The sequence below is a fragment of the Agromyces sp. NPDC060279 genome, from assembly GCF_042726785.1.
GTDB lineage: Bacteria > Actinomycetota > Actinomycetes > Actinomycetales > Microbacteriaceae > Agromyces.
In genome coordinates this window covers 293046-308233 of record NZ_JBHXBK010000001.1, presented here as the reverse complement: position 1 = coordinate 308233, position 15188 = coordinate 293046, and the positions used below count along the sequence as shown (strand labels likewise).

General features: G+C 74.3%; 15 protein-coding genes. 11 read left to right on the top strand and 4 right to left on the bottom strand.

Translation table 11 applies throughout. From position 1 onward, the window contains the following. Positions 1-5: 5 nt before the first annotated feature. Positions 6-509 carry a DUF3515 family protein gene (locus tag ACFWE1_RS01465; protein WP_376931782.1) on the bottom strand — a complete coding sequence of 168 codons (504 nt, stop codon included), beginning with the start codon at positions 507-509 and terminating at the stop codon, positions 6-8. A gap of 24 nt (positions 510-533) precedes the next feature. Between ACFWE1_RS01465 and thiL the strand changes: the two genes are divergently transcribed. Beyond that, a complete protein-coding gene (gene thiL, locus ACFWE1_RS01460) occupies positions 534-1529 on the top strand; it encodes a thiamine-phosphate kinase (RefSeq protein WP_376931781.1) in 996 nt (331 codons plus the stop codon). Here thiL and rsmD read toward each other — a convergent pair. After that, positions 1499-2101: a 16S rRNA (guanine(966)-N(2))-methyltransferase RsmD gene (rsmD, locus tag ACFWE1_RS01455; RefSeq protein WP_376931780.1), complete on the bottom strand. Its 603-nt coding sequence runs from the start codon at positions 2099-2101 to the stop codon at positions 1499-1501. The genes thiL and rsmD overlap by 31 nt on opposite strands. Positions 2102-2194: 93 nt before the next feature. Here rsmD and ACFWE1_RS01450 point away from each other — a divergent pair, with 93 nt between their 5' ends. The 10 genes from ACFWE1_RS01450 to mutM are packed head-to-tail and all read left to right on the top strand — an operon-like array spanning position 2195 to position 12900. Beyond that, positions 2195-2995 carry a hypothetical protein gene (locus ACFWE1_RS01450; RefSeq protein ID WP_376931779.1) on the top strand — a complete coding sequence of 267 codons (801 nt, stop codon included), beginning with the start codon at positions 2195-2197 and terminating at the stop codon, positions 2993-2995. After that, positions 2992-5193 carry an ATP-dependent DNA helicase RecG gene (locus ACFWE1_RS01445; protein ID WP_376931778.1) on the top strand — a complete coding sequence of 734 codons (2202 nt, stop codon included), beginning with the start codon at positions 2992-2994 and terminating at the stop codon, positions 5191-5193. Before ACFWE1_RS01450 ends, ACFWE1_RS01445 begins: the two co-directional genes overlap by 4 nt. Positions 5194-5235: 42 nt before the next feature. Next, positions 5236-5727, top strand: a complete 492-nt coding sequence (gene coaD / locus ACFWE1_RS01440; RefSeq protein WP_376931777.1) for a pantetheine-phosphate adenylyltransferase — start codon at positions 5236-5238, stop codon at positions 5725-5727. A 29-nt stretch (positions 5728-5756) separates the two neighbouring features. Continuing rightward, positions 5757-6740 (top strand): MoxR family ATPase, encoded by a 984-nt coding sequence (locus ACFWE1_RS01435; protein WP_243568105.1) that lies wholly within the window; start codon positions 5757-5759, stop codon positions 6738-6740. 2 nt (positions 6741-6742) lie between these two features. Continuing rightward, positions 6743-8119 (top strand): DUF58 domain-containing protein, encoded by a 1377-nt coding sequence (locus ACFWE1_RS01430; protein ID WP_376931776.1) that lies wholly within the window; start codon positions 6743-6745, stop codon positions 8117-8119. Then, positions 8109-10415, top strand: a complete 2307-nt coding sequence (locus ACFWE1_RS01425; protein WP_376931775.1) for a transglutaminaseTgpA domain-containing protein — start codon at positions 8109-8111, stop codon at positions 10413-10415. The genes ACFWE1_RS01430 and ACFWE1_RS01425 overlap by 11 nt, the downstream gene beginning before the upstream one ends. 11 nt (positions 10416-10426) lie before the next feature. Continuing rightward, positions 10427-10987: a YceD family protein gene (locus ACFWE1_RS01420; protein ID WP_376931774.1), complete on the top strand. Its 561-nt coding sequence runs from the start codon at positions 10427-10429 to the stop codon at positions 10985-10987. A gap of 9 nt (positions 10988-10996) precedes the next feature. Further along, the gene (gene rpmF / locus ACFWE1_RS01415; RefSeq protein ID WP_067950558.1) at positions 10997-11200 is read left to right on the top strand and encodes a 50S ribosomal protein L32; all 204 of its coding nucleotides are present in this window, start codon (positions 10997-10999) and stop codon (positions 11198-11200) included. A gap of 28 nt (positions 11201-11228) precedes the next feature. Then, entirely contained in the window at positions 11229-11939 is a 711-nt protein-coding gene (gene rnc / locus ACFWE1_RS01410) for a ribonuclease III (protein ID WP_376931773.1), read from the top strand. Between the two features lies 1 nt (position 11940). After that, positions 11941-12900: a bifunctional DNA-formamidopyrimidine glycosylase/DNA-(apurinic or apyrimidinic site) lyase gene (gene mutM / locus ACFWE1_RS01405; RefSeq protein WP_376931772.1), complete on the top strand. Its 960-nt coding sequence runs from the start codon at positions 11941-11943 to the stop codon at positions 12898-12900. Positions 12901-12909: 9 nt separating this feature from the next. On the opposite strand, the gene ACFWE1_RS01400 is transcribed toward mutM, so the two are convergent. After that, positions 12910-13935: a hypothetical protein gene (locus ACFWE1_RS01400; protein WP_376931771.1), complete on the bottom strand. Its 1026-nt coding sequence runs from the start codon at positions 13933-13935 to the stop codon at positions 12910-12912. A 48-nt stretch (positions 13936-13983) separates the two neighbouring features. Further along, positions 13984-15093: a GNAT family N-acetyltransferase gene (locus ACFWE1_RS01395; protein ID WP_376931770.1), complete on the bottom strand. Its 1110-nt coding sequence runs from the start codon at positions 15091-15093 to the stop codon at positions 13984-13986. Positions 15094-15188: the final 95 nt, after the last annotated feature.

Below are 15188 nucleotides of genomic sequence, written 5' to 3'. Positions count from 1 at the left end.
CGGGCTCAGCCCTCGCTCGGCACCTCGCCGAGGTCGTCGACCGAGGTGCACCCGCCGTCGGCCGGGATGACGCCGACCGCGTTCGAGAGATCGGCGATCGCCGTGGTGCCGCCGACGACGTCGTTGTCGACGAGCACCTCGACGGCCGGGGTTCGGCCGTACGTCGTGAACAAGTAACGCGGGGCATCGGACTCGTCGATGATCCAGTCGATCCCGTCGACGCTCACGCAGCGCTCGGTCGTCGGCCCGGGGACGGGGACCCCGCAGCGCAGCAGGACCGAGGCCGGCTCGCCCCACGCCCCGGTGCCCTGCGCGTTCGTCTCCCGCTTCGGCAGCTCGGCCACGGTGTCGGGCAGCCGCACGACGAGCGAGGCGCAGTCGGCGTCCGCGGCGTCGGGGGCGGCCTCGAAGGGCACGATCGGGGCGCAGGCGGCGAGCAGCAGGGCGGCGGGGGCGATCACGGCGGCGGCGCGCAGAGCGCGGCGGAGCCGGGCGGGGCGGAGAGACATCCAGGCCAGGCTAGCGTGGGAGCCATGGAAGAGGCTCTGAGCGCCGCGACCTCGATCGGACGGCTCGGTGAGGACGCGGTGCTGGCCAGGGTGCTGCCCCGGCTCGCCCCCGGGGAGTCGGCGCTCCTCGGCGCCGGCGACGACGCCGCGGTCGTCGCCGCGGCCGACGGGCGCTTCGTCGTTACGACCGACCTCATGGTGCACGGGCCGGACTTCCGGCTCGCCTGGTCGACGCCGTTCGAGCTCGGCTGGAAGGCGGCGGCGACGAACCTGACCGACGTCGCCGCGATGGGAGCCCGGCCGACGGCGCTCACAGTCGCGATCGCGGCCCCGCCCGAGCTCGACGTCGCCGTGCTCGAGGGCATCGCCGACGGGCTCCGCGAGGCGCTCGCCGCCCTCGCCCCGGGTGCCGGGGTCGTCGGCGGCGACCTCTCCGTCTCGACGGCGCTGACGCTCGCGGTGACCGCCTTCGGCGACCTCGAGGGGCGGGCGCCCGTGCTGCGCTCCGGCGCCCGCGTCGGCGACGTGCTGGCGCACGCGGGGGCCAGGGGGGATGCGGCACGCGGTCTGGCGCTGCTGTTCGACGAGGCGCGCGACGCCACGGGGGAACCGGATGCCTCGCTCGCCGCCCTGCTGCGCCGGCGCGAGCCGGAGCTGCTCGCGGCGCAGCTCGCCCCCCGGCCGCCCGTCGCCGCGGGCGTCGATGCGGCCGTCGCCGGGGCGACCGCCATGCTCGACGTGTCCGACGGGCTCGCGCGCGACGCCCGGCGCATCGCGGTCGCGAGCGGGGTCGGCCTCGACTTCGACGGCGGCGCGCTCGGTCCGGATCCGCGGCTCGCCCTCGCGGGCGCGGAGGACCACGGACTGCTCGCGACGTTCCCCGCAGGCGCGGTGCTGCCCGCGCCCTTCGAGGCGATCGGATGGGTCGTCGACGCCCCGGGCCGGCTCTCGCTCGACGGCGAGCCCGTCGAGGCGCTCGGCTGGGATCCCTACTCGGGCTGGGACGGGCGCTCGGGCTGATCCGCGGCTCCGGCCCACCACAGGGTGGTCTCGCCGTAATCGCGGCGACGCTCGAGCTCGATGCCGGCGGGCCAGCTCGGCTCGGCGGAGCGGGCGCTGCGCTCGACGACGACGAGCGCGCCGTCGGCGAGCGCCGGGGCGAGCGCGGCGAGCTCACGGGCCAGCTCGGCCTCGCCCAGCTCGTACGGCGGATCGATGAAGACGAGGTCCCACGGGCCGGGCGCTGCACCGGGCTCGAGGAACGCCGCGACACTGCGCTGAGCGACCCGGATGGCGGGGGCAGCGCCGCGGGGCGCCGCGCGGCGCACGGCGTCGGCGTTCCTGCGGCAGATGTCCGCGGCGGGCTTGGCGCGCTCCACGAGCACGACCTCGGCCGCGCCGCGGCTCGCGGCCTCGAGCCCGAGGGCGCCGGAGCCGGCGTAGAGGTCGAGCACTCGCGCGCCGGCGATGGCGTCGCGCGCCTCGAGCGCGGAGAAGATCGCCTCGCGCACGCGGTCGCTCGTCGGCCGGGTGCCCGTGCGGGGGACGGCGAGGGTCTGGGAGCCGGCGAACCCGGCGATGATGCGCGTCATGCTCCACGCAGCTTAGCGGCGGACCGTCTGCCCGGGCCGTCGTCCGCCGTCAAGGGGTCGCCCGTTCGGGGGTGGCGCTGCCATGATGGGGTCGTGGACGATTCGACCGAACTTTCAGCCAGTTCGTCCCATCGGGGCACGGAACAGCGCGAGATCGACCGGCTGTGGGACTTCGCCGATCCGGTGGCGAGCGAGCAGCGCTTCCGCGCGGCATCCGCCGACCCGGAGCGCACCCCGCACAAGCGTGCGGTGATGGCGGCGCAGCTCGCGCGCGCCGTGGGCCTGCAGGGCCGCACCGAGGAGGCGCTCGCGGTGCTCGACGGCGTGGCCGCCGCGGCGCCCGGATCGGAGTCCGGACCGGAGGCCGCCGAGCTGCGCGCCCGGGTCGCGCTCGAGCGCGGACGCCTGCACGCGGCCGCCGGACGGCCGGAGGACGCGCTGCCGGAGCTCACCCTCGCTGTCCGCGAGGCCGCCGCCGCCGGCGCCGCGTTCCTGGTGCTCGACGGCCTGCACATGCTCGCGCTCACCGACGGCGGTCACGAGGAGGAGTGGGCCGCGGAGGGCTTCGATGTGCTCGCCGGCTCCCGCGACCCGCGCGTGCTGCGCTGGGGCATCGCACTGCACAACAACCTCGGCTGGACGAAGCACGACGCCGACGACGCCGTCGCGGCGCTGCATCACTTCACGCTCGCCGCTGAGGCGGCCGAGCAGTACGGCAGCGCCGAGCAGCTCCGCGTCGCGCGCTGGTCGATGGCGCGGGCGCTGCGCACGCTCGGCCGCACCGAAGAGGCCCTGGCCATCCAGCGCGCGCTCGACGCCGAGCGCGCCGACGACCCGTTCGTGACGGCCGAGATCGAGGCGTTGACGGGGGGACGGCCTACGATCGAGGCATGACCGTCGCAGCAGCCGAGCCGAGCGTCGAGCCCGGCTCCTTCTCCTTGGAGTCGAAGCTCGCGACGGCCCTCGGCTCGCGCACGGCGCAGGCGATCGAGCGCGCGTTCGGGTACCGCACCGTGGGCGAGTTCCTCGCCCACTACCCGCGCCGCTACGCGATGCGCGGCGAGCTGACGGCGCTCGACTCGCTGCCGCTCGACGAGAACGTGACCATCGTGGCCGAGGTGCTCGAGGTGCGCGAGCGGCCCATGCGGCAGCGGCGCGGCTCCATCGTCGAGGCGAAGATCTCCGACGGCAACGGCGTGCTCGTCCTCACCTTCTTCAACCAGTCGTGGCGGCAGAACGAGCTGCGGCCCGGGCGGCGGGGCATCTTCGCGGGCAAGGTCGGCTCCTACAAGGGCGCCAGGCAGCTCGCGCATCCCGACTACGAGCTCTTCGACGAGGAGACCCCCCGCACGGTCGACGAGGCCGAGGCGGTGCGCTGGGCGCAGGCGCCGATCCCGATCTACCCGGCGACCTCGACGATCGCCAGCTGGCAGCTCGCCAAGTCGATGGCGCTCGTGCTCGACGGGCTCGGCCGGGTCGACGACCCGCTGCCCGCCGAGGTGCGCGAGGCCCGCGGCCTCGAGGGCCACCGACGGGCGCTCGAGCTCATCCATCGGCCCTCGACCGAGGGCGACTGGAAGGGGGCGCGGCGCACGCTGCGCTTCACCGAGGCCTTCGTGCTGCAGACCGCGCTCCTGCAGCGGCGTGCGGCGCTCCGTTCGCACGCGGCGATCGAGCGCCGGCCGAAGCCCGGCGGCCTGCTCGAGCGCTTCGACGCGGCGCTCGGCTTCGAGCTCACCGACGATCAGCACGAGGTCGGCCGCGAGATCGCCGACGACCTCGCGAGCGCCGCCCCCATGAACCGGCTCGTCCAGGGCGAGGTCGGCTCGGGTAAGACCCTCGTCGCGCTGCGGGCGATGCTCGCGGTGGCCGACTCGGGCGGGCAGGCGGCGCTGCTCGCGCCCACCGAGGTGCTCGCCGCCCAGCACGTGCGCTCCATCGCGAAGGTCCTCGGCCCCGAACTCTCCGCCGAGCTCATGCCGACCCTCGTCACCGGGCAGCTGCCCGCGGCCGAGCGGCGCAAGGCGCTCCTGCGGGTCGCCGCGGGGCAGGCCCGCATCGTCGTCGGCACGCACGCCCTGATGGGCGACCGGGTGACGTTCGCCGACCTCGGGCTCGTCGTCGTCGACGAGCAGCACCGCTTCGGCGTCGAGCAGCGCGAGGCCCTGCGGTTGAAGGGGCGCACGGCGCCGCACGTGCTCGTGCTGACGGCGACCCCGATCCCGCGCACCGTCGCCATGACGGTCTTCGGCGACCTCGACGTCTCCACGATCCGGCAGCTCCCCGCCGGCCGCGCGGGCATCACCTCCCAGGTGGTGCCGCTCGCCATCCGTCCGGCCTGGCGCTCGCGCATCTGGGAGCGGCTCGCCGAGGAGCTCGCCCAGGGCCGGCAGGCCTTCGTCGTCTGCCCGGCGATCGATCAGAAGCAGGCGGAGGACGACGGCGAGCCGGTCGAGCCCATCGAGGCGGATGCCGCGCCGGCGGCCACCGTCATCGCGACGCTCGCCGAGCTCCGCGAGCACCCGCAGCTCGGCTCCGCGCGCATCGAGCCGCTGCACGGCCGCATGGCCGCCGACGAGAAGGACCGGGTCATGCGCGCGTTCGCCGCGGGCGAGATCGACGTACTCGTCGCCACCACGGTCATCGAGGTCGGCGTCGACGTGCCGAACGCGAGCGCCATGGTGGTCGTCGACGCCGATCGCTTCGGCGTCTCGCAGCTCCACCAGTTGCGCGGCCGGGTCGGTCGTGGCGGGGTGCCCGGGCTGTGCCTGCTCGTGACCCGGGCGATGCCCGGCTCGGTGGCGCTGCAGCGGGTCGAGGCGGTCGCCGCGACGCTCGACGGCTTCGAGCTCGCGCAGGTCGACCTGGAGCTCCGTCAGGAGGGCGACGTGCTCGGCGCGCGCCAGTCGGGCGGGCGCTCCTCCCTGAAGCTGCTGCGGGTGGTGCGCGACGCCGAGCTCATCGGCGAGGCGCGCGGGCACGCCGCGGCCGTGCTCGAGGCCGACCCCGGGCTCACCCAGCACGCCGCGCTCGCGGAGGCCGTGCGCCGGCGCCTCGACGACGAGGCCAGCGAGTTCCTGAGCAAGAGCTGAGGCGGCCGAGCCCGCGGCTCCGCCGGGCACTACGCTGGAGTCATGCAGCGGATCGCCGTCGTTCCCGGCTCGTTCGACCCCGTCACCCTCGGACACCTCGATGTCATCGGGCGTGCCGCCGGCCTCTACGACCAGCTCCACGTGGTCGTGGTCCACAACCCCGACAAGAGCGCGCTCCTGCCGATCGCCCAGCGGGTCTCGCTGATCGAGCAGTCGATCTCCGACGCGGGGATCCAGGGCGACATCGTGGTGGCGAGCTGGAGCATGGGCCTGCTCGTCGACTACTGCACCGACGTCGGGGCGAGCGTGCTCGTGAAGGGCATCCGCTCCCAGCTCGACGTGGCCTACGAGACCCCGATGGCGATCGTGAACCGCCACCTGGCCGGCGTCGAGACGGTGTTCCTCCTGCCCGACCCGGCGAACGCCCACGTCTCGAGCTCGCTCGTGCGTCAGGTGGCCTCCCTCGGCGGTGACGTCGGCCCCTACGTGCCGGCCTCCGTCGCGGAGTATCTCGCGGGGGCGATGACCCCGTGAGCGAGGCGGGCGCAGCGACCATGACGGGGATGCCGGAACCGGGCATCGACGAGGTCGGCGCCCGCGCCGCGGCCATCGTCGCCAACGTCGAGACGGTCATCAGCGGCAAGCGTGAAGCGGTCGTCTCGGCGCTCACCGTGCTGCTCGCCGAGGGGCACCTGCTGATCGAGGACGTGCCCGGCGTCGGCAAGACGATGCTGGCGCGCTCGCTCGCGCGCTCCGTCGACCTCACGGTGAGCCGCATCCAGTTCACCCCCGACCTGCTGCCGAGCGACGTCACCGGCGTCTCGGTGTTCGACCAGTCCACGCGGAGCTTCACCTTCAAGCCCGGGCCGGTGTTCGCGAACCTCGTCATCGGCGACGAGATCAACCGCGCCAGCCCGAAGACCCAGTCCGCGCTCCTCGAGTGCATGGAGGAGCGGCAGGTCACCGCCGACGGCGTCACGCACCGACTCGGCCGCCCCTTCGTCGTCGTCGCCACGCAGAACCCGGTCGAGATGGAGGGCACCTACCCGTTGCCCGAGGCGCAGCGCGACCGCTTCATGGCGCGCATCTCGATGGGCTATCCGGCGCAGGCCGACGAGCTCGCCATGCTCTCCACGCGCGAGACGGCGAGCCCCATCGAGCTCGTCGATCCCGTCGTCGGGCTCGACGAGCTGCAGGGCATGATCCGCACCGTGTCGCGCGTGTTCACCTCGGCCCCCGTCAAGGAGTACGCCGTCGAGCTCGCCCGGGCGACGCGCGAGGACCGGCAGCTGCGGCTCGGGGCGAGCCCCCGGGCGACGCTGCAGCTCGTGCGCGCCGCGAAGGCGCACGCGGCGATGCACGGCCGCGATTTCGTGCTGCCCGACGACATCGACGCCCTGGCCGTGCCCGTGCTCGCCCACCGGCTCGTGCCCACGAGCCGCGCGCTCGGTTCGCACGACCACGACAGCGGGCCGCTCATCGACACCATCGTGCGCCGCATCGTCGCAGACACGCCGGTGCCGATCGGCAGCGCGCGAAGGGACTAGTCGTGCCGGCATCCACCCGCCGCCAGCCGCGCACCGTTCCGCGGCTGACGCGACGTGGGGCCGCGCTCGTCGTCATCGGCGTGGTGCTCGCCGCGGTGAGCCTCTGGTTCGACCTCCGCGACGTGCTGCTGCTCGCCTTCGTCGCGATCGCGATGCCCGTCGTGGGGCTCGGCTACGCGGCCCTGCGGATGCCGAAGCTCGCCGTGACCCGGGCCTTCGCTCCCGTGACGGTCGCGGCCGGCGGCTCGACCCGGGTGCGGCTCACCGTGCAGAACCGTTCCCGGCGACCGTTCGACGGGGCCAGGTGGCGCGACGAGGTGCCCTCGCCGCTGTTCGTCCCCGCCGAGCAGGTGCTCCCCGGCATCGGCCCCTGGGAGCGGGCGCTGCCGAGCGGCGACGACACCGTGCGACTCGACTATCTGCTGCGCACTCCGCGCCGCGGCGCGTACCCGATCGGGCCGCTGCAGCTCTCGCTCGGCGACCCGTTCGGGCTCGCCGTCATGCGCCGCGCGGTCGGCGGCGAGCGCGAACTGCTCGTGACGCCGCGGGTGACGGCCATCGACGGCGCGCTCGCGCGCACCGCGGCGGTCGACGGCACCCGGCACAGTCTGCAGCGTCGCATGCAGCCGAACTCCGACGAGCTGATCGCGCGCGAGTACCGCTACGGCGACCCGCTGCGGCGGGTCAACTGGGCGGCGACCGCCCGCCGCGGCGAGCTGATGGTCCGCGAAGAGGAGCAGCGCGGCGATCCCGAGGCGCGGCTCTTCCTCGACAGCGTGCCCGGCCGCCGAGGCGACGAGGCCCATCGAGGCGACGCCCCGGACTTCGAGTTCGAGCTCGCCGTCGAGGCGGCCGCCTCGCTCGGCGTGCATCTCCTCGAGCGCGGCTACCGGGTGCGGCTGCAACCGCTCGAAGCGGGGGCGCCGGGACGCGGCGAGTACCGCGAGCCGGGCGGCGGCGCAGCGCTCCTGCTCGACGACCTCGCCCGGCTGCCGACGCCGGGCACGTGGCGTCGTCGCGACCGCGGCGACGAGCAGGGCCGCGGCGAGGCTGGGGGCAGCCCGGGCCGGCTGACGGCGGCGCGGGAACGGCGGGCGCCGATGCCGGGCTTCGCGGTGCTGGTGCGCCCGTCCGACGAACGGCTCGCCGAGCTCGCGGCCCTCCGGGCGACGTTCGCCCCGGCCGTCGCGGTGGTGCTGCCCACCGTCGCCGAACGCTGGATCGAGACGCTCGAGCACGCGGACTGGCGCATCGTCCGCATCCGACGCGCAACCGAGCTGACGACGGCGTTCGGGGCCCGCCCGATGACCACCGGTGCCGCCGCGGCTCGGGAGCCGGGCTGGGCTGAATTCCTGGCGGGTGAACGCGATGCGCCGTGACCGTGCCCCGCTCAGCCGGCTGCAGGCGCTCGCCCTGAGCGGGGCCGCGTTCCTGCTCCTCGTCGTCGCCGTGATGGCGCTCGGCCCGCTGCTCGCCGGCAGCGGGTGGTGGTGGCTCTGCGCCGCCACCGCGGCGGCCGTCCTGTTCGGCGGAGCCGGGCTCCGAGCCATCCGCCTGCCCGCCTCCTTGATGCCGGTGGGGGAGCTGGCCATCCTCGTCGCGGTGCTGACGCTTTTCTTCGGCGGCACCAGCTCGCTCCTGCTGTTCGTCCCGACCGCCGAGACGTTCGGGGTCTTCGGCGAGCTGCTCGGCGGCGCCCAGCGCACGATCGCGCAGCAGTCCGTGCCGGCGGTCGTCGTGCCCGCGCTCGCCTTCGCGCTCGCGCTCGGCACCGGCCTGCTCGCGGTGCTCACCGACGTGCTGGTGCTGAGCCTCCGCCTGCCGGCGCTCGCTGCGGCGCCGGCCATGGTGCCGATTCTTGTTCCCGGCTTCCTCATCGAGGACGGCGCCGAGGTCGGCACACTCGTGCTCACGGCGGCCGCCTTCCTGCTGCTGCTCCGCATCGATGTGCGGGTGCGCCGACGGGCCGCGCTCGCGCATCGGGACGACGACGAGGTGCGCATCACCGCACCGCGGCGGATGCCGGTCGGCTCGACCGTGCTGCCGACGGTCGGGCTCGCCGTGGCCGGCCTCCTCGCCGCCTCGGTGCTCACCGCCGCCACGCCGAGCGTCTCGTCGAGCCTGCTGCTCGGGACGGGCGGGCAGGGGGCCCTGTTCGCGCGCGGCGTGAGTCCGTTCCTCGACCTCGGCCGGGACCTGCGCCGACCCGACGCGGTCCCCGCGTTCAGCTACGTCGCGCGCGACGGCGACCGGCCGTACTTCCGACTGCTCACGATCGATCGGTTCGACGGCGAGGTGTGGGGGCCGGGCGAGCGGCGGATCGACGGCGACAACGCGGTCGCTGAGTTCCCCACGCCGACGGGCCTCGGCGACGAGGTGGCGCGCTCGCAGCATCCGATCGACGTCACCGTGCAGCAGCTCCGCACCACCTGGCTGCCGCTGCCGTACCCGGTGTCCTCGGTCGAGGGGCTCGAAGGGTCCTGGTTCTGGGACCGCGGCGCCCTCACGGTGCGCAGTGCCGACAGCGACACGAGCGGACAGCGGTACCGGGCGACGATGCTCCAGATCGATCCCACCGCCGAGCAGCTGCGGGCCGCGGGCGGCCGCATCCCCGAGTCGATCCAGGAGTTCACCGAGCTGCCCGAGGGCGTCCCCGAGTCGGTCCGCGAGCTCGCCGCCGAGCTCGGCGCGCGCGGCGGCACGGCCTACGACCGGGCCGTCGCCATCCAGGAGTACTTGCGCGGCTCGGATTTCACGTACTCCGTCGAGGCCCCGGTGGAAGAGGGGTACGACGGCGGCGGCCTCGACGTCATCGCGGAGTTCCTGGAGCAGCGCGAAGGCTACTGCGTGCACTTCGCCTCGACGATGGCGGTCCTCGCCCGAGAGCTCGGCATCCCCTCGCGCATCTCCGTCGGCTACACCGCGGGCACGCCGACGACGAAGCGGGTCGAGAACGTCTCCGTCGTCCAGGTCGACAGCCAGGACCTCCACGCCTGGCCCGAGCTCTACTTCCAGGGCATCGGCTGGGTGCCCTTCGAGCCGACGCCGGGTCGCGGGACGGTGCCGGACTACTCGCGACCGGGGGCGAGCGAGACCGCCCCGACTCCCGAGCGCGCGCCGGGGACGCCCGCACCGACCCCCGGCGCCCGGCCCGACCTCGACCCGGAGCGCCAGCTCTCGAGCGGCCGGACGGCCACGGCGACGGAGGACCCGGCGGTCTGGCCGCTCGTCACCCTCGTGCTCCTGCTGATCCTGCTCCTGCCGGCGGCCGCTCGGATCTGGGTGCGCCGGGTGCGCATCCGCAGGATCCGCCGCGGCGATCGCGGGGCGGATGCCGCGTGGCGGGAGGCCATGGCCACCGCGAGCGACCTCGGCTACCCGGCCGGGTCTGCGGACGCGCTCACCCCCAGGGAGGCCGCCGACGCGCTCCTCGAAGAGGTCGGAGGTCTCGACGACGCGGCGCGCGGCGCCCTGCACGCGCTGCGGGACTCGGTGGAGCGGGCGAGGTACGGCCCGCCGGGGGCCGCGGCTCCGGCCTCCGAGGCCGCGCTCGCCGAGCTCGTCGCCGCGCTCCGCGCCGGGGCCACGCCCGCCGCGAGATGGCGCGCCCGGCTCGTGCCGCGCTCATTGCTCGACACGGCGCGGGCGGGCCGCCGGGCCGCTGCACGCGCGTAGAATGGCCGATCGTGGCCCATCACGATTCCCCGTTCCGCATCACCGTGCGCGACCTCATGCACCGCCCGGGCGAGATGCGCGAGGTCGAGCTCGACGTCGCCGCCCCCGCCCAGCTCGGCGAGGGCCTGGTCGCCGTCCGCGAAGGCTCCGTGATCGAGCTCGATATCCGGCTCGAGTCCGTGCACGAGGGGATTCTCACGAGCGTCGAGCTCGACGCGGTGGCCGACGGCGAGTGCAGTCGCTGCCTCATCGACATCGCCGTGCCCGTCGAAGTCGAGTTCCAAGAGCTTTTCGCGTATCATTCTGGGGAAGCTTTCGAGTATGAGGTTCAAGACGACCACGTGGATCTTGAACCGCTCATCCGAGATGCGGTAGTGCTGGCACTGCCCTTCCAGCCGGTGTGCCGGCCTGATTGCCCGGGTCTCGACCCTGTGACCGGGCAGCGTCTGGCTGATCATCCGGAACTCGTCACCCCCGAGCAGCACGACCCGCGATGGGCCGCGCTCGCCGGGTTCGAGGCTTCCGAAGACCAGGGCGCTGCCGCGGGCAGTGCTGATTCTGAGAGAGATTGAGAGAGAGACATGGCTGTTCCCAAGCGGAAGAAGTCACGCGCCAACACCCACGCGCGCCGTTCGCAGTGGAAGGCCGAGGTCCCCACGCTCGTCAAGACCGTCGAGAACGGCAAGGTGACCTACAGCCTCCCGCACCGCGCTCGCGTGGTCGAGGACTCGGCGGGCACCCCGCTCTTCCTCGAGTACAAGGGCCGGAAGGTCGCCGACGTCTAGTCGGCCCTCGGACTCCGAACGACCGGTCGTGGCGCGCACGCGGCAGACGGGACCTGCGGATCGAGACCTCGGAGCGCTCCAGGAGACGCTCCAGATCGAGATCGACCCCGAACTGCTGCTGCTCGCGCTCACGCACCGGTCGTTCGCGTACGAGAACGGCGGCATCCCGACCAACGAGCGGCTCGAGTTCCTCGGCGACTCCATCCTCGGGCAGGCGGTCACGGTGCGGTTGTTCCGCGATCACCCCGAGCTCGACGAGGGCGAGCTGGCCAAGCGCCGGGCGAGCCTCGTCTCGAGCGCGGCACTCGCCGAGGTCGGCCGGGCGATCGGCCTTGGCCCGTTCATCCGGCTCGGCCGCGGTGAGACCATGACCGGCGGTGCCGACAAGCCGTCGATCCTCGCCGACACGGTCGAGGCGATCATCGGCGCGACCTATCTCGACGCCGGCGACGACGCGGCGACGGACCTCGTGCTGCGCCTCGTCAGCCCCCTCATGAGCGACCCCGCGCGCTTCGGCGCCGCGATGGACCCGAAGACGAGTCTGCAGGAGGCCGCGGCCCGGCTCGGCGCCCCGCCGCCGGTGTACGAGGTCGCCGAGAGCGGCCCCGATCACAGCAAGCACTTCCTCGCCACCGTGTCCGTCGGCGAGCTCGTCCGCGCATCCGGCGAAGGGTCGAGCAAGAAGCAGGCCGAGATGGCCGCGGCGCTCGAGGCCTGGACCTCGCTGAACGCGGGCTGAGATGCCCGAGCTCCCCGAGGTCGAGGTCGTCCGCGCCGGCCTCGCTCCCGCCGTCACCGGCGCCCTCGTCACCGGCGTCGAGGTGCTCGACCAGCGCTCGCTGAAGCGCCACGACCCGGCGAGCGGCGACTTCGAGCGCGGCCTCGTCGGGGCCCGTCTCGCCGCCGCAGTGCGGCGTGGCAAGTTCCTCTGGCTGCCGATCCTGCCCGCGAAGTCGGCCCAGTCGGCCCAGCCGGCTGCGCCGTCCGCGACGAGCACCCCGCGCGCGCTCGTCGCGCACCTCGGCATGAGCGGCCAGGTGCTGCTGCGCACCCCGGACCATCCGGGCGGTGACGCGCACGCCCGGATCCGCATCCACCTCGAGCACGAGGCGCACGACGAGCTCCGCGTCGACTTCGTCGATCAGCGCATCTTCGGCTCGATGGCGATCGACCGCATGACCCCGACGCCCGACGGCCGCCCCGCCGGGTTCTCGGCCGACGTCACGGGGGAGTGGGCCGGCTTCGTGCCCGGCCAGGTCGCCCACATCGCGCGCGATCCGCTCGATCCGGCGTTCGACGAGCGGGCGTTCCTTGCGGCCTTCGCGAAGCGGCACTCCGCGGTCAAGCGCGTCCTGCTCGACCAGACCCTCGTGAGCGGCATCGGCAACATCTACGCCGACGAGTCGCTCTGGGCGGTGCGCCTGCACGGCGAGCAGCCGGCGTCGAGCGTGAGCTCACGGCGCGCGCGCGAGCTCCTCGCGGCCGTGCGCGGAGTGCTGCAGAAGGCCCTCGCCGAGGGCGGCACGAGCTTCGACGCCCAGTACGTGAACGTCAACGGCGCCTCCGGCTACTTCGCGCACTCGCTGAACGCGTACGGGCGCGAGGGCAAGGCCTGTCCGCGCTGCGGCACGCTCATGGTGCGCGAGCCCTTCATGAACCGCTCCTCGCACCGCTGCCCGCGCTGCCAACGGCTGCGCTGACCGCGTTGCTCAGCCCGGCATCGGGGCCTGGACCTCCTTCGCCCAGTCCCGGATCGCCTGCCGCTCGGTGTCGTTGCAGACATAGCCGTACCCGAGTGTGGCGTCTCCGACGGTGAGGGAGTGCAGGTCGAGGTAGGTCAGCGCGTAGCAGTCCGACATGACCTCGCTGCTGCCCCGGAACAGCCCGGCGTTCTTCAGCGTCATCGCCGGCCCGTCCTCGCCGCCGGAGGTGGTCGCCGTGTCGATGCTCTGGTACAGGTGCGCCAGCTCGTGCAGCGTGGTGAGTCGGGCGGCCTCGCCGCCGCCGAGTCGGTGCTCCGGCGGGAGGATGTGCACGATCAGCTGCTCCGGGGTGTTGGTCACGCAGCCCGCCGTGGTGCGCTCCGGGTTCTTCGACGCGCTGCACTTCGAGTCCGCATTCCACTGGATGTCGATGAAGCCGTTCCCCGCGCTGTCGACGAGCTGCTCCTCGTCGGTCCCGGATGCGTTCGCGCGACGACCCTCCGCGGCCGTGATGCGGGCCTGCAGATCGGAGCGGTACTGCGCTGCGCGCTCGGCGAGCACCCGTGCTTGCCCCGCTCTCACCGATTCGAGGGCGGTGCTCGCCGTGAGCGCTTCCAGATCGGCCTGGAGTCGCTGGAACCTCGTGGGCTGAGTGACGAGGGGAGCGACGGGGTTGCCGTCGAGCTGGGCGGCGAGCTTCTCGTACTCCGCGCTCTCGGTGCGGATGACGGCGAGCTGGTCCTCGAACGTCGAGGCGGTGGGGCGGCTCCCGCCTGACCCTCCACCCGCTGCGACCGAGGTGGCGAACCCGGTGATCGCGACGGCGGCGATCACGATGACCGCGACGAGGGTCACGCACCCGCAGCCGGCGAAGATCCAGCCGAGTCCGCTGCGGCCCGGTGGGGCGGGTGGCGCGGCCGGCCCGCCCAAGTGCGGTGCGCCAGCATGGGGCGGAACACCGAAGGCGGACGGAGCGGCGTTCTGCGTCTGCGCGAAGCCGGGGTTCACCTCGTCGTCGGGGGCTCCGGTCACGTCCGCAACTCTACCCAGGGAACCGGCCGCGTCCACCGCCGCCGCGCGTCAGCTGAGCGACGGGGGACGGTGGTCTGCTGCCACCCGTCGCTCCCACGCGGCCGACAGCCCGGAGGGGCGGAAACCGAGTCCGAGGTTGATGCGCAGCATGTGCGCGTTCTCGTCGGCGTTCCAGGTGTGCACCCGGGTGCGTTCGGGCGCCGCCTCGTGCAGCGCCACGAGGTTCGCGAGCTTCAGCAGCAGACCGAGCCGGTGGCCCCGGTGCGCGCGGAGCACGATGGTGTCGTCCTGGTAGGCGACGGGGCGCCCGGGCGGCAGTTCGAGCACGGTGTAGCCGGCGACATCCCCGGCGGCGTCGACCACCGCGCAGCTCAGCAGCGTCGTCCCTCCCGCGAGCAGCTCCGACTCCCAGGCGCGCACGCGGGCGCGGTCCCAGCGCTCGGCGTCGATCTGCAGCGCCCCGGCCGGGATGTCGCGGCTCATGTGCTCCCGCGCCGCGGCGTAGGCGTCGACGAGGGCATCCGGAGCGGCATCCCGCCAGCCGACGACCCGGTAGCCGGCCGCGGTCGCGGAGGCTTCGGCCTCGACGAGCTGCGCCCGGAACGCGCCGGTGCGGCCGCGCGTGTCCAGCAGGCTCACCCGCTCGATCTGGGCGAGTGCGTAGCCGGTCGCGGCGGCGAAGCCGGCCGCGGCCGAGTCCGCGGGGATCTCAGCGTCGCCGGCCGTCGCGGCGGGCGCCGTGAGCCCGGTGCCCCGTTCGCCGAGGCTCGCCTCGGGGTGGTCGGAGAAGGAGTCGAGCGCGAGCTTGCCGGCGTCGAGGGCGGCGCGCTCCGCGACCGCGAGGAGGGCGCGGGCGATGCCGCGACGGCGGTGCCCGGCGGCGACGACGACGTGCACCTCGGCGGACTCGGCCTCCGGATCCTCGTCCCACACGGCCGACGAGCGGCCGAGCAGCTCGTCGCCGTCCCACGCGCCGAACGCGACGCGGCGCAGGTGCGTTCCGCGCGCGGCGGCGAGCAGCTCGGCCGCGCTGAGCGCGAAGTCGTCGTCGCCCCAGGTCTCGCGCTCGATCGCGGCGAGCAGCAGCGCCGCCTGCTCGAAGTCGCGGGCGGCGGGGACGCCGAGGCGCTCGGGCACCGGGATCTGACGGATCTCCATGACTTCAGCGTACGGGGCGGCCTCGGGCGGGGCCCGCCCGTCCCGCGTCCTGCGGCGCTCCGCCGCGCCAGCGGGGGAGAACTCGGCTACGGTAG